This window comes from Aminobacterium sp. MB27-C1 (assembly GCF_030908405.1).
Lineage (GTDB): Bacteria > Synergistota > Synergistia > Synergistales > Aminobacteriaceae > Aminobacterium.
In genome coordinates, this window is the sequence record NZ_CP133089.1 from 1,012,915 (window position 1) to 1,027,241 (window position 14,327).

Here is a 14,327-nt window from a genome sequence, read left to right on the forward strand (position 1 = left end):
GTGTAGCTAGATGTCTCTGTGGAATAAGTTAAAAGATAGCCTGAAAGAAGTAAAAAATCGTTGGAGTGGAGGATTGGTTTCTCTTTTTTCAGGATCGACAATAGACGAAGAGTTTTGGGAGAGTTTTGAAGAACTTCTCATTTCTGGTGATGTTGGCATCGACTTGACAGAAGAAATAACAGCTGATCTTCAGAAGACAGTGAAACGCGAAGGTTTAAAAACACCAGATCAGCTTACAGAATATTTCATTGCTAATATAACGGAACGCCTTGAAGCAATTGAGGGAATGGGCAAGGAGATAGAAATAAATTCTTCACCGAAGATTATCGTTCTTGTAGGTGTTAATGGTAGTGGTAAGACTACAACAGCAGCTAAACTTGCAGAACAATTTCATAGGCAAGGGAAAAAAGTTGTTTTGGGAGCAGCTGATACATTTAGGGCTGGAGCTATAGAACAGCTGAAAGTGTGGGGAGATAGAACTGGAAGTCGCGTTGTAGCACAACAACAGGGTAGTGACTCTGCCGCAGTTGCCTACGATGCCCTTCAATCTGCCAAGGCATCCAATGCCGATGTTGTAATCATTGATACAGCGGGCCGTCTTCATTCAAAACATAATCTCATGGAAGAACTCATTAAAGTTGTACGAGTTCTTGAAAGAGAAGTCGGTCGGGATTCTATTGAAAACCTTCTTGTTTTAGATGCAGTTATGGGACAAAATGGCTTTGCTCAGGCTGAGACTTTTAATAAAGCATTAACTTTAGATGGCGTTGTATTGTCAAAATATGATAATACAGCGAAGGGCGGAGTCATTCTTGCGATTGCTCATAAATTGGGACTTCCCATTCGATATATTGGTCTAGGAGAGGGTGTCGACGATTTACGGTTGTTTGAACCGCGAGAATTCGTACAGGCGCTATTGGAGAAAAATGGCGATGAAGCCTGATAGTGACGAACTCTTAGGCAAACTGACATTCTCTTCTCCGATTTCAGAGTTAATGCGAGTTCTCTTTTTTTACTCGCTGCAATATGTAGTTTTGGAAAAGAAGAAGAAATATCATATTTTTCGCCAAGAAGATATTGTTGCTTTTTTGCATAAAAGTGAAAAAGATACTTCTATTTCAAAACTTTTCCTCTTTGCAGAAAAAGGTGCTAATACAAGAACTAACCTTCCTTCCAGAATGAAGAATTCGGAGAGAATGCTTTGTATCACAGCTGAAAAAGAAACATATATTACCACCTTTGAAGAAGTTAAATACAGATGTGGTGAGGACGAGGATTTCCCACTTTGGTGGAATATCCCTCTGCCTCTTTTGACTATGAAAGATCATAAGGTGATATTGAATGCTAAAGCTCAGGAAAGTTTTTCCTTGGAAGATTTTTCATTGAAACGCGTCTCAGATGCCTTGCAGCGAGAGGATAGACTTCTTGAAATTAACGCGGACGAAAATGAGAAGCGGGTTTTTTATTTCGAACCTCTTCTTGCTGATATATATTTAATTGATGAAGTTACCAGTGATTTGTCTGCAGCAGAAGATATGGTTTGGTGGGCTGCTGTAGGAAAAGCCTGGGCACAAAAGATGCGCAGAGATGGCTATGAAATTCACCAGGTAGATGGCATTCAACCGTCTCCTATTGATCTTTTAGGTGCAGATGATTATCTGACATGTGTCTGGGATGAAAAAATTTTAGGGTATCTTTGTTTTAAAAAAATGAAGGAGGCCTCAAAATGACCTATCCGGTCAAATTGATAACGGGCGTTCTTTATCCTGATGAGTATTGGCGATTATGGGTAATAGAAAAGGTTTCAGAAATGTGGGGAGAACCTGAATGTATAAGTGAACCTCATCTATTTGACATAACCAATTATTATCATGACATTGCGCCCACTCTGTATAGGCAGTTTATTTCATTTAAAGGACTTCGTGATGGGGGTGACTTGGTTCGCTGGAAGAAAGAAAGTTGCCACATCGAAGAAGGAAGTTACAGGGTAGAGAACGGTGTAAATGTTCGCTCAGTAAATATTGATCCTGGATATATTAATGGAGCTCGCCTCGTCTTGGCTTCAACGAAAGATCATGCTCATCGTATTTATATATCTGATGGAATTTTTGCAGAAGTGACAATGAGGTACCGCTTTAAAAAGTGGGTATCATTCGATTATACTTTCCCTGATTTTGCCAGTGGTCGTTATGATACATTTTTATCAGCGGTCAAAAACTCATGGGGAAAAGAAATGGCTGAGAGGAGACAGAACTCATGATAGAGAGATACGAAACGCCTTCTATGAAAAAAATATGGTCAGACCAAAACAAGTATGAAACATGGCTCAAGGTCGAACTCGCCGTGTGTAAAGCTTGGACCGAAGATGGGCTTATTTCAGAAGAAGCTTTAAAGGATATTGAAGCCAAAGCTGACTTTGATATTGAAAGAATTTATGAGATAGAAAATCAAGTTCATCACGACATGATTGCTTTTGTTTCAGCTGTAGCTGAAAAGGTTGGTCCCAGCGGTCGTTTCATCCATTTGGGCTTAACAAGTAGTGATGTTCTTGATACCGCATCGTCGCTTCTTTTAAAAGAATCTTTAGACGTTGTCTTGACAGAACTAGACACACTTTCATCTCTTATATTAAAGCAAGCGGATGCCCATAAATATACACCTTGCGTAGGGCGTACTCATGGGATTCATGCTGAACCAATGACTTTTGGTCTGAAACTTTTAAATTGGTACTATGAACTTCTTAGAGATCGGGAGAGAATTGAAGAAGCAAAGAGACAAATAAGCTATGGCAAAATTTCTGGAGCTGTAGGTACCTACGCTCACTGTCCTACACGCATAGAGAAACGGGTTTGTTCGTTGCTTGGTCTTGAACCAGCTGCTATTTCCACTCAGATTCTTCAGAGAGATCGCCATGCTCATGTTATGAATGCCATTGCCCTTCTTGGTGCGGGAATAGAGAGAATGTCCGTTGAAATTCGTCATCTTCAGAGAACTGAGGTACTTGAAGCCCTTGAACCTTTTGGGAAGAAACAAAAAGGATCTTCAGCCATGCCTCACAAGAGAAACCCGATTCTTTGCGAACGTTTGGCAGGAATGGCTCGTTTGCTACGAGGATATGCTTCAACAGCTATGGAAAACATTGCTTTATGGCATGAACGAGATATTAGTCACTCTTCTGTAGAAAGAATTATTTGGCCAGACGCATTCCATCTTATTACATATATGCTTCAGAAAATGTCAAAGATCGTAGAAGGCTTGGACATTCAGCCTGAAAATATGTTGGCCAATCTACATAAAACTAAAGGACTAGTTTTTAGCCAGAGAGTTTTGCTTGAACTTGTAGAGAAATTTGGTTTGAGCCGAGAAGATGCTTACGCTGTCGTCCAGGAGAATGCTATGAAATGTTGGCATGGAGAAGGAAGCTTTGCCGAACTTCTTTGGAATGATGAGCGGGTAAATAAATATCTTTCTAAGGAAGAACTCGACAGCCTCTTTAATTTGGATTACTATTTTAGCGCTGTGGATGAAATCTTTTTAAGATTTCATCAGATGTCTTAGATTTTAGATTCAGAATAGAAATTAATAGGAGGATAAACAATGTCAGTTCCAGAACGTAATCTGGCTCTTGAACTTGTTCGCGGAACAGAGGCAGCGGCAATGGCTGCTGGCCGTTGGATGGGGCGGGGCGATAAAAACGCTGCTGACGGAGCGGCTGTTACTGCGATGCGTTATATGCTTAACACTATTGCTATGGATGGCGTAGTTGTCATAGGCGAGGGAGAAAAAGACGAGGCTCCCATGCTTTTTAATGGGGAACGTTTGGGAACAGGGGTCTCCCCTGAGGTCGATATAGCTGTAGATCCAATTGACGGCACACGCTTAACGGCAATGGGACTTCCTGGTGCAATCAGCGTAGTGGCTCTTTCTGAAAAGGGGACAATGTATAATCCCAAAAATATCTTTTATATGAACAAGCTTGCTACGGGGCCTGATGCAGCCGACGTTATTGATATAGAAGCACCTATAGAAGATAATATTAAGAGAGTGGCTGAAAAGAAATCCAAATCTGTCGGTGATGTTACTGTCGTTGTGCTAGACCGTCCACGACATGATGAAGTTAAAACTCGAATTCGTCAAATAGGGGCACGCATAAAGATGATTCCTGATGGAGATGTAGCAGGCGCTCTCCTTACATGCAAGGAGCAAGGTGGAGCCGATCTTCTTGTGGGAATAGGTGGATCTCCTGAAGCAGTCATTACTGCCTGTGCCATCAAATGTCTTGGTGGAAATATGCAATGTAAACTTTGGACGAGAGATGAAAAGGAAGCAGAAGAGAGCAGAGCTTTAGGACTTGATCTCGACGCTGTACTTACTCTTGATGATCTTGTTAAGGGTGACAATGTCTTTTTCGCTGCTACCGGCGTAACAGATGGAGATTTTCTTAAAGGTGTTCGTTATGAAGGCCGGCGTATTCGTACTTTTTCAATGGTTATGCGTTCGAAAAGCGGAACGGTACGCTATATAGAGGCTGTACATCATCCTAAAAAATTATGTACGATCAGTGGTATCGATTACGCTCCTGAATGTGAAGCATAAAATTAAGAAAGAGAGGTCGCTTTTTGAAAGCGACCTCTCTTATTTTTCTCCCCATCGGGCCAAACCTAAAGCTGCCTGTCCGACAGAAATATTTTCATCATTAGGAGAGAGTAAATGGTGGGTAAGTGGTTTTAGACCTCTTTGCTTAAGATATGAGACAGTTAAGGCAAGAAGCCTTTTGTTTTGCCATACTCCTCCAGAAAGAGCTACATGTTTAATTCCAGTCTTTTGGGATAATAATTGGCACATTTCAGCTGTCCAATAGGCTATGCCTCCATGGAAAGCAGCGGCAAGAACTTTTTTTGAATGTAACGAACGATTGCTCATCATCCATTTAACCATTGGACGCCAATCCAGATAAAGGAATCCTTCTTTTTCGAAAATTTTAAAAGGAGCACTCCCGCTCCCGTATGATTGAGATTCAAGCTCCATAGCTGCTTGCCCGTCGTATGTAATTTCCGTGCAAAATCCGAGAAGGGCCGATATCCCATCGAAAAACCGTCCACATGAAGTTGTGACTGGTGATTCGTCCATAATAATTAACTGACTCTGCAAGCGATTCTTCATTTCTGGCCAAATAGAAGAACCTAACGATAGAGCCTCTTCTTTTCCTATCGTATGTGCCAAGAGCGCCAATCCGTATCGCCACGGTTCCAAAACGGCTTTTTCTCCTCCAGGAAGGTTACAAGGAAGGAGTGAACCTTTTCTTTGATAGTGCATGAGATCACCGATAAGAAACTCGCCACCCCAGATTGTTCCATCTTCACCGTAGCCTGTTCCATCGAAAATGGCCCCTATTGCAGGTTCTTCAAAACGATTTTCGAGAAGGCAAGCAGCCATATGGGCATAATGATGTTGAACTCCCAAAGTTTCTTTAAATGTTTCTTTAACTATATCTTTGGCCAAGTAACCAGAAAGATACTGAGGATGAAGATCATAAACGAGATATTGCGGGTGTAAATTGTAAAGCTTAAGGAAATGGCGTAACGCTCGTTTGTAATATTCGACTGTTCCTATTTGTTTCAAATCACCTAGATATTGCCCTGGAAATATAGTTCGATCCTGGGTCAAAGTAAAGGTTGACTTCATTTCTGCTCCAGCTGCTAATATGACAGGTCCTTTATTAAGGGCAGTGAGAGGAATGGGAACAAATCCCCTCGCTCTGCGTATGAGAATGTAATCTCGCCCTTGCGATGCGATTACAGAATCGTCTATGGCCATATGAATATCTCTGTTATGCATGAGAAATATGTCTGCGAGGCCAGATAATGATGAAAGTGCATCATCATTTTTTGAAATAATAGGAGCATCGCTCATATTGGCACTTGTCATAATAAGAGCATCAAATTTTTCGAACAACAAGTGGTGAAGAGGTGTGTATGGAAGCATGATACCCAATGTGTTTTGTTGTGGAGCGACGAGGGGAGAGAGCCGCGTGTTTTTTCTTATAGGGCAAAGTACGATAGGTCTTTTTGATGATGTGAGAATTTTTTCAGCGGTGTTCGTAAGATGAACCAATTGCTTGGCTACTCGTACATTAGCGACCATAAGAGCAAAAGGCTTATCCTTTCTGTTTTTTCGCTCTCTCATTCGCCTCACAGCCTCATCATTGAAAGGGTCGCAGGCGAGATGGAAGCCGCCTAATCCCTTGATAGCAGCTGTCTTGCCTTCTTTCAAAAATGAGCAGCATTTTAAAAGAGCTTCTTCACCTTGTGCAAGAGTGGTGTTTATATGGTCTGTAAGCCATAGCGATGGACCACAGTCGAAGCATGCGTTGGGTTGGGCGTGATAACGGCGATTTGAAGATGTTGTATATTCCCCCGTGCACGTATCACACATTGTAAAGTGACTCATCGTTGTTAACGGCCTGTCATAAGGTAAATCTTGTATAATTGTGTATCGGGGGCCACAGTTCGTACAGTTTATAAATGGATGTCTATATCTTCGATTTTCAGGGTCTCTCATTTCACGAAGACAATCGTCACATGTGGCGATATCTGGCGGAATAAGCACCCGCTGGTGTTCTAGCCGAAGACTTTTCTCTATGATAAAACTTTCCGTTGTTTCCGCTGTGCTTGTTTCTTGAGAAATATATTCTATTGATGAGATATGCGAGGCGTCTGGTTTCTCTTCTTGTAGTCGAGAGATATACTTCTGTATTTGCTCGATAGATCCCTTAAGCTTTATAACGACACCGTCAGAAGTATTTTTAACAGAACCACCTAGTCCCATTTCTTCTGCAAGTCGAGCACAAAAAGGGCGGAATCCTACTCCTTGAACTATTCCTGTTACAAGAAAGGTCGCGATATTGAGCATTGACAAACCTCCGTTCACAAGGCATTTTAAAACATAGTAAGCTCTACTACAAGAGCTTATAAGAGATAAAGGAGACGAGTACTCCATGAATGAAAATAATGAAAAATTACGGTTGGTCCATATTTATATGGGAAACGGAAAAGGCAAAACCACAGCAGCTTTAGGTTTGGCTATTCGAGCTGTTGGGTGGAAGATGAAGGTCGGAATTATTCAGTTCATGAAAGGGTGGCCTCAATATGGAGAGCTCACCAGTTTATCCCGTTTTCCTGAAATAAAGCTTATTCAGACGGGACGTCCCGATTTTGTCGATAAAAAAGCTCCTCTACAGATCGATATTGACGAAGCGCATCGTGGTCTTGTAATTGCAAGAGAATGGGTAGAAAAAGGACTTTTTGATCTTGTGATTCTTGACGAAATTAACGTTGCGCTTGATTATGAGCTTATTGAATTGAAAGATGTTATCTCGCTTCTACAGAAACGTTCATCACATGTAGAATTAGTTCTTACCGGGCGAAATCCTCCTAAAGATTTGCTTCCCTATGCTGATTTGATTACAGAGATGAAAGAAATTCGTCATCCATACACAAAAGGAATACTTGGTCGAAAAGGTTTTGATTACTGATGAAAATTCTTCCATATGCCGTACCTATTGAGGAAATGGAAAAAGAATTTGGAGCTCGTCTTCAAGAAGGATTTTCAACGGAAGAGGCTACTGCGGCCTTAGAAAAATATGGAAGAAATATTTTAGAAGAGACAGAGGTTATTCCTTGGTGGAAAATATTCTTCCGCCAATTTACAACTCCTATGGTTTATTTGCTGTCAGTAGCGGCTATTATAAGCTTCTTGATGAGAGAGAATCTAGATGGAAGTGCCATTATAGCTGTTATAACAATAAATGGAATTATAGGATTTCTGACTGAGTATAGAGCAGAAAGGGCTTTGCAAGCCTTGAAATCCATGACATCCCCTCATTGTCGCGTCTTGAGAAATGGAGTTGTTGCTCAAATTTCCTCTATGGATGTAGTTCCAGGAGATATTTTGTTACTTGAGGCAGGAGATGTGGTTCCTGCAGATGGACGCCTTTTTAAAATTTCAAATTTTATGGTGAACGAAGCGACCCTTACTGGAGAGTCTCTGCCTGTTGAAAAAGATACAAACCCTTTACCAGCAAAGACGCTTCTTGCTGACCGCAAAAATTCTGTCTATGCTGGAACAAGCGTTGTGAAAGGAACAGCACAGGCGGTTGTCGCCCATACAGGAATGGAGACGGAAATAGGGCGCATCGGGAAAATGCTTCAACATGTCAATGTACAATCTACTCCTTTAGAAGAACGTTTGGCTGCTTTCAGTCAATTTCTTATCTGGGTGACTTTAGGTGTTGCTTTTCTTGTTATTGGAATAGGCATGATACAAGGCAGAGATTTTATTAGAATGCTTGAAACGGGCATAGCTCTGGCCGTAGCCGCTGTGCCTGAAGGTTTGCCCTTTGTTGCTACCATGACATTAGCCCTTGGTGTGCATAGAATGGCTAAAGTAAACGCACTTGTTCGTAATTTGGCTTCAGTCGAGACACTGGGATCGACAACTGTTATTTGTACAGATAAAACGGGAACACTTACCATGAATAATATGACTGTTCGGGAAATTGCTCTGTCTCATCCTAGTGCCCGATCCATTTTTTTACAGACGGCAGTTCTTTGTAATGATGCAGTGCTTTCTGATGATAAAGGCATAGGAGATCCCATGGAAGTGGCTCTTTTGCGCTATGCAGGTGAAGAGGCACTTTCGTTGCGAAAAATTTTGCCTCGTATTAAAGAAGAACCTTTCGATTCAGAGACAATGAGAATGGTTACGTGGCACAAAACGGGAGTTGCCGTTAAAGGAGCTCCGGAGCGCATCCTTGAAGATGTTAAGCAAATCTTTACAGAGAAAGGGATACAATCTATCTCTGGTGAGATGCGCGAAAAATGGAATAGAGAAATTTACGGACTTGCTTCTCGAGGCATGAGGACGATTGCATTTGCTTGGGGCAAATCTCTCGATGACCTTATCTTTTTAGGAGTTGCTGGAATAGATGATCCACCTCGGGAGGAAGTTCCTGAAGCTGTTGCTCTTTGCCATCAAGCGGGAATACACGTTATTATGATTACGGGAGACCATCTTTCCACTGCACAGGCTATTGCACGTGAGATCGGAATTTCAAAAGATGAAAGATCTTCTGCTCTTGTGGGAAGTGAACTTGAACAAATATCAGAGGAAGAACTAGCAGCTAGGTCCCGAAAAATATCTGTTGTGGCCAGGGTTGCACCAGAACACAAACTTAAAATTGTCAGAGGGCTTCAAAAAGCGGGAGAAGTTGTTGCTATGACGGGAGACGGAGTCAATGATGCAGTGGCCTTAAAACAAGCTGATGTCGGTGTAGCAATGGGGATACAGGGAACCGAAGTAAGCAAAGAAGCATCTGATATTATTTTGCAAGATGATCGATTTAATACTATAGTAGAGGCCGTTAAAGAAGGCCGGCGTATTTTTGATAACATTAGGAAGGCCATCCTTTTCTTGCTTTGTTGCAATTTGAGTGAGGTTTTAACTGTTTTTTTAGGTATTTTGTTGAAGTTGCCAGCTCTCCTTATCCCTCTTCAGATTTTATGGATTAATTTGGTAACAGATGTTGTGCCAGCGTTGGCTTTATCTCTTGATAGTGCCGAGCCGGATATAATGTATCGAAAGCCAAAAAGCAGAAGCGAGGATATTATTACCCGACAACATAAAAAAGAAATAATTTTTTATGGACTTCTTATTACAATGGGTGTTTTTGCAGCGTATTACTGGTCTCTTTGGTATCATAAAGAAGACTTTGTGCGAGCAACAGAGATGAGTTTTCATACTTTAGTGTTAGCTCAGCTGTTTTTCGTTTTAAGTGTAAGAAAACATAGTTTTGTGCAGTATCCGTCTCAACTTTGGCAAAATAAATGGCTTTTGGCAGGAATTTGTTTTTCAGGCGCGTTACAGTGTGTAATTACCTATATACCTCTTTTCCAAGAGGTTCTGCGTATAGTTCCTCTTAATATAGAGGAGTGGGGGATTGTGATTTGTGCAGCTCTTATCCCTACTATGATTGCTCAAATTCGCAAGTTAGTCGTTAAATTCTAGGTGATATTATGGTGAAAAAGGTACTTGTAGGCATGAGTGGCGGTATTGATAGTGCCGTTACATCCTTACTTCTCAAAAAAGAAGGATACGATATAACCGGCCTCTTTTTAACTCTTTCGGGGCCAGATGATTCTAGTGCGCAACAACAAGCGAAAGAGCTTGCTCAGAAGCTGAACATTGATTTTGAGATTTTTGATGGAAGGAATTTTTTTTCAAACAATGTCATAACTGAGATCCTTTCTGAATATCAGGAAGGGCGAACTCCCAATCCCTGCGTATTATGTAATCCTTCTGTAAAGTTCAAACTTCTTTTCTCTGTTGCAAAAGAGAGAGGGATTCCGTATGTAGCAACGGGTCATTATGCGCAAATAGTGAAGAATGGCGATAAATATTGCATCTCGCGCGGAGTTGATGAGAGAAAAGATCAAAGTTATATGTTATATCGTCTTCCTCAAGAATGGTTGCCTTTTATTATCTTCCCATTAGGGTCTTTGCGAAAGACGGATGTTCGAGAATTAGCGAAACAAAGTTTTCCTTCGTGGATTGTTCAGAAACAAGAAAGTCAGGACGTGTGTTTTGCTCCCCAAGGGTTGGCTGATTTTTTAATGGGTCGTTTAGACCGTCGAACATGCAGATCTGGTTCTATAGTTGATGAAAAGGGAAGAACAATTGGCGAACATCAAGGTCTTTGGCGTTATACTATAGGGCAACGTAAAGGGTTGGGATTGCCTAACGGACCTTGGTTTGTTATAGCTAAAGATATGAAGAAAAATGTTTTACATGTTTCCCGTAACAACGATATATCTTTATTGCGAATACGTTGCCAAAATCCTGTTTTCCATTGCACAATGAATAATGAAACAGTTTATATGGCGGAGCACAGATATCGAACTCATCCATTCCCTGTAGTTTTAGAAAGGCAGACTGAAGAGTTTTTCGAAGTTCGATCTTTAGAAAAGGGAGGACCAGTTGTGGCTCCAGGACAATCTTTAGTTTTGTATAATAAAAATATTGTATGTGGTGGTGGAATTATTATTTCATCAGAGGAGGTGCCCCATGTCAGTGAATAATATGTACAAATTGCCTCTAGAAAAGTTGAGAAAAAGAACTGATATTAGCGCTCTTTCCTTTAAGACAACGGAAGAGATAGAGTGTCTTGAAAAGTTTATTGGACAAGAACGGGCAGTACGAGCAATTTCCTTTGGCTTAGCTGTTGATAGCAAAGGATACAATATATTTGTTTTGGGAAATCCTGGAAGCGGTAGAACCACCTATTCTCTTGAACGTCTTCGCGAATCTGCCAAAGAAAAAGCAGCACCTGATGACTGGATTTATGTCTATAACTTTGATGATCCGAGTCGTCCTCTTGCGATCAATTTACCTGCAGGAAAAGGCAAAGAGATGGGCGCAGCCTTTAACGAGTTATTGGGAGAGCTCAAAGTAGCCATAAGCAAGGCTTTTGAAAAAAGCCAGTATGAAGATGCCAAAGCACAACTTGTTAAAAACTTTCAAGAGCAGGTTAATACGCTTATGGAAGATGTTCGGGCCTGGGCGACGGAGAAAGACTTTTCATTAAAAAGAACGCCACAGGGTTTTGTTAATATTCCTCTTATTGAGGAGACAAGCGAAGAAGGCGAAACGACGAAAAGAGAGTTGCAGCAAGAGGAATTTGAGGCGCTTTCTGAGGAAAAGCAGAAAGCGCTGCAAGAAAAATCTGAAGAAATATCTCAGAGAACACTTGATACTTTGAGAAAGATTCGAGATCTTGAAAAAGCTCTTAAGGAAGAGATAGGAAAGCTCGAAGAAGAAATTTGCCGAACAGCTATTACTCCATATCTTCAAGATATTAAAGAAAAATATGGAACAACAGAAGTGCTTTGCAAATGGATAGATTCGTTAGCAGAAGATATTATTAGTAACTTTAATATATTTGTAGCTGCGGCTAAGGATGATTCTGCCGATATCGATTTTAATCGATATACTATCAATGTCTTTGTTGCAAACGATCCAGAAGATGGAGCTCCTGTCATTTGGGAAACAAACCCCACTTATTACAATTTGACAGGAAAAGTGGAATATGAAAGTAGACAAGGATATCTTTATACAGATTTTCATAAGATAGTAAGCGGTGCTTTCCAAAAAGCTAATGGGGGGTACCTCATTCTTGATGCAGAAAAAGTGCTTTTAAACTTCATGTCATGGGAGGCTCTAAAACGGGCATTAAGAACGGGAGAGGCAACAATAGAAAATTTAGGTGAACAGTACGGAGCTATTCCGGTTTCTTCTCTCAGGCCCCAACCTATTCCTATCAATGTGAAGGTTGTTATGGTTGGAACACCCCTTCTATATGCTTTGTTGCAGTACTATGATCCAGAATTTCTTAAAATGTTCAAAATCAAGGCTGATTTTGACAGAGATATGCCTCGTACTCCTGAAGCGGAGCAACAGATGGCACAGTTTATTTGTGGTTTTGTTCGAAGAGAAGGGAAAATTCCGTTTTCTGTGGAGGCTGTAGCTGAAGTTATAGAGTGGGCAAGCCGTCTAGCCGAACATCAGAATCGAATAACTACGGAGTTTAATAAAATTATAGAAATTATTGTTGAGGCCACTGCGTGGGCCAAATCGGAAAATGTCAGTCTTATAGAAGCTCGCCATGTCTATAAAGCAATCGAAGAAAAAAGGTTCCGTACTAATCTTATTCAGGAGCGCATTCAGCGAGCATACGAAGAAGGAGTCATTACTATCCAGACAGAAGGAGCAGTGGTTGGACAGATCAACGCTCTTTCGGTCATAGATTTGCGAGACTATATGTTTGGTCACCCTTCCCGTATAACATCTAATGTCTATATGGGGCAAGAAGGAGTCGTCAACATAGAACGAGAAGTCAAGTTGACAGGCCCTATTCATAATAAGGGGCTTCTTATCCTTTCTAGTTATCTTGGAAGAAAGTATGCTCAGGATATGCCCCTTTCGCTTTCAGCACGAATTGCTTTTGAGCAAACGTATGGTGAAATTGATGGAGACAGTGCTTCTTCAACGGAACTTTATTGTTTACTATCTGCTCTTTCAGGCATTCCATTGCGCCAGGATATAGCTGTGACAGGGTCAGTAGATCAATTTGGTAATGTTCAGGCTATTGGCGGTGCTAACGAAAAGATTGAAGGATTTTTCCGCTATTGTAAGTTCCGAGGCCTGACAGGAACTCAAGGTGTTATGATCCCTGCACAAAATATTATTCATCTCATGCTTAATCAGGAAGTGCTGGATGCGGTGGAAGAAGGACAGTTCCATATTTGGGCAGTAAGTAGCATTGATCAGGGAATTGAAATTCTAACGGGGAAACAAGCTGGAATTCCAGATGAAAATGGTGTGTATCCCGAAGATAGCATTCATTTCCTTGTAAAAAAACAGCTTGAATCTTGGATGGAAAAAGCTGCAAAACTTAAGAAAAAATATGGTGTGTCTTCTGAAAATGAGCAAAATGCAAAAAAAGAATAACGTTGAAACTTTGTCGAGAAAAGACATCTGTGACTCTCTTCCAAACGCATCACATGTTGCGGAGGTACTAGATCGTCTTGAAGAGTGTTGGAATATGGAGAAGGACCCTCCAAACCTTTGGCATGAGGAACCTCTTGACGGGTTGATCCTTACTCTTTTATCGCAGAATACAAATGATAAGAACAGAGATCGGGCGTATAACAATCTGAAAAGGATTTACCCTACATGGGAGGGTGTTGCTCAGGCAGCAACAGAGGATATAAAAGAATCCATTCGTGTAGCGGGATTATCTGACATCAAATCTAAACGAATGAAAGACATTCTTGAGGCTGTAAAGGCTTCTTTTGGCTCATATTCAATAAAGGCATTACGAGATAAAAGCTCTGAGGAGGCCAGATATTTTCTTTCTAGACTGCCTGGAGTGGGAGCTAAAACAATTGCATGTGTCTTACTCTTTGATTTGAGTTTTCCCGCTTTTCCTGTTGATACGCACATACAGCGCTTTTCAAAAAGAATTGGCTGGGCCCATGAACGATGTAAGCCAGAAGAAATTGAGACAATGCTTGAAAAAGTAGTTCCAGAAAGCCGGTTTTTAGGTGGGCATGTCAACATTATTACTCATGGCCGAAATATATGTCTTGCGAGACAACCTCAATGTTCTCATTGTGCTGTTCGTGATTTGTGCATGTTTGCTAAAAATATGGAATGAAGAAAAAGGAGGCAGCTTCTAAAGGCTGCCTCCTTCGTTTTTAGTATCAAAATTT

11 protein-coding genes are annotated in these 14,327 nt (G+C 41.0%); 10 read left to right on the top strand and 1 reads right to left on the bottom strand.

Going from position 1 to position 14,327, the window contains the following annotated elements:
• Positions 1–10 precede the first annotated feature (10 nt).
• Genes ftsY through glpX form a run of 5 tightly spaced genes read left to right on the top strand, consistent with a single transcriptional unit; the run spans position 11 to position 4,596 of the window.
• Entirely contained in the window at positions 11–943 is a 933-nt protein-coding gene (ftsY, locus tag RBH88_RS04890; RefSeq protein WP_213690194.1) for a signal recognition particle-docking protein FtsY, read from the top strand.
• Positions 933–1,730, top strand: a complete 798-nt coding sequence (locus tag RBH88_RS04895; protein WP_213690193.1) for a hypothetical protein — start codon at positions 933–935, stop codon at positions 1,728–1,730. The genes ftsY and RBH88_RS04895 overlap by 11 nt, the downstream gene beginning before the upstream one ends.
• Positions 1,727–2,260 carry a DUF4416 family protein gene (locus RBH88_RS04900; protein WP_213690192.1) on the top strand — a complete coding sequence of 178 codons (534 nt, stop codon included), beginning with the start codon at positions 1,727–1,729 and terminating at the stop codon, positions 2,258–2,260. The genes RBH88_RS04895 and RBH88_RS04900 overlap by 4 nt, the downstream gene beginning before the upstream one ends.
• The gene (gene purB, locus RBH88_RS04905) at positions 2,257–3,558 is read left to right on the top strand and encodes an adenylosuccinate lyase (RefSeq protein WP_213701073.1); all 1,302 of its coding nucleotides are present in this window, start codon (positions 2,257–2,259) and stop codon (positions 3,556–3,558) included. Before RBH88_RS04900 ends, purB begins: the two co-directional genes overlap by 4 nt.
• Positions 3,559–3,597: 39 nt before the next feature.
• A complete protein-coding gene (gene glpX / locus RBH88_RS04910) occupies positions 3,598–4,596 on the top strand; it encodes a class II fructose-bisphosphatase (RefSeq protein WP_213690190.1) in 999 nt (332 codons plus the stop codon).
• Positions 4,597–4,635: 39 nt separating this feature from the next.
• Here glpX and hypF read toward each other — a convergent pair whose 3' ends face one another.
• Positions 4,636–6,912, bottom strand: a complete 2,277-nt coding sequence (hypF, locus tag RBH88_RS04915; protein ID WP_307880018.1) for a carbamoyltransferase HypF — start codon at positions 6,910–6,912, stop codon at positions 4,636–4,638.
• An 85-nt stretch (positions 6,913–6,997) separates the two neighbouring features.
• Here hypF and RBH88_RS04920 point away from each other — a divergent pair, with 85 nt between their 5' ends.
• Genes RBH88_RS04920 through nth form a run of 5 tightly spaced genes read left to right on the top strand, consistent with a single transcriptional unit; the run spans position 6,998 to position 14,272 of the window.
• Positions 6,998–7,534: a cob(I)yrinic acid a,c-diamide adenosyltransferase gene (locus RBH88_RS04920; RefSeq protein WP_213690188.1), complete on the top strand. Its 537-nt coding sequence runs from the start codon at positions 6,998–7,000 to the stop codon at positions 7,532–7,534.
• A complete protein-coding gene (locus tag RBH88_RS04925; RefSeq protein ID WP_213690187.1) occupies positions 7,534–10,065 on the top strand; it encodes a cation-translocating P-type ATPase in 2,532 nt (843 codons plus the stop codon). The genes RBH88_RS04920 and RBH88_RS04925 overlap by 1 nt, the downstream gene beginning before the upstream one ends.
• A gap of 11 nt (positions 10,066–10,076) precedes the next feature.
• Entirely contained in the window at positions 10,077–11,135 is a 1,059-nt protein-coding gene (mnmA, locus tag RBH88_RS04930) for a tRNA 2-thiouridine(34) synthase MnmA (RefSeq protein ID WP_213699387.1), read from the top strand.
• Positions 11,122–13,563: a Lon protease family protein gene (locus RBH88_RS04935; protein WP_213690185.1), complete on the top strand. Its 2,442-nt coding sequence runs from the start codon at positions 11,122–11,124 to the stop codon at positions 13,561–13,563. The genes mnmA and RBH88_RS04935 overlap by 14 nt, the downstream gene beginning before the upstream one ends.
• Positions 13,538–14,272 (top strand): endonuclease III, encoded by a 735-nt coding sequence (gene nth / locus RBH88_RS04940; protein WP_307880019.1) that lies wholly within the window; start codon positions 13,538–13,540, stop codon positions 14,270–14,272. Before RBH88_RS04935 ends, nth begins: the two co-directional genes overlap by 26 nt.
• Positions 14,273–14,327 lie beyond the last annotated feature (55 nt).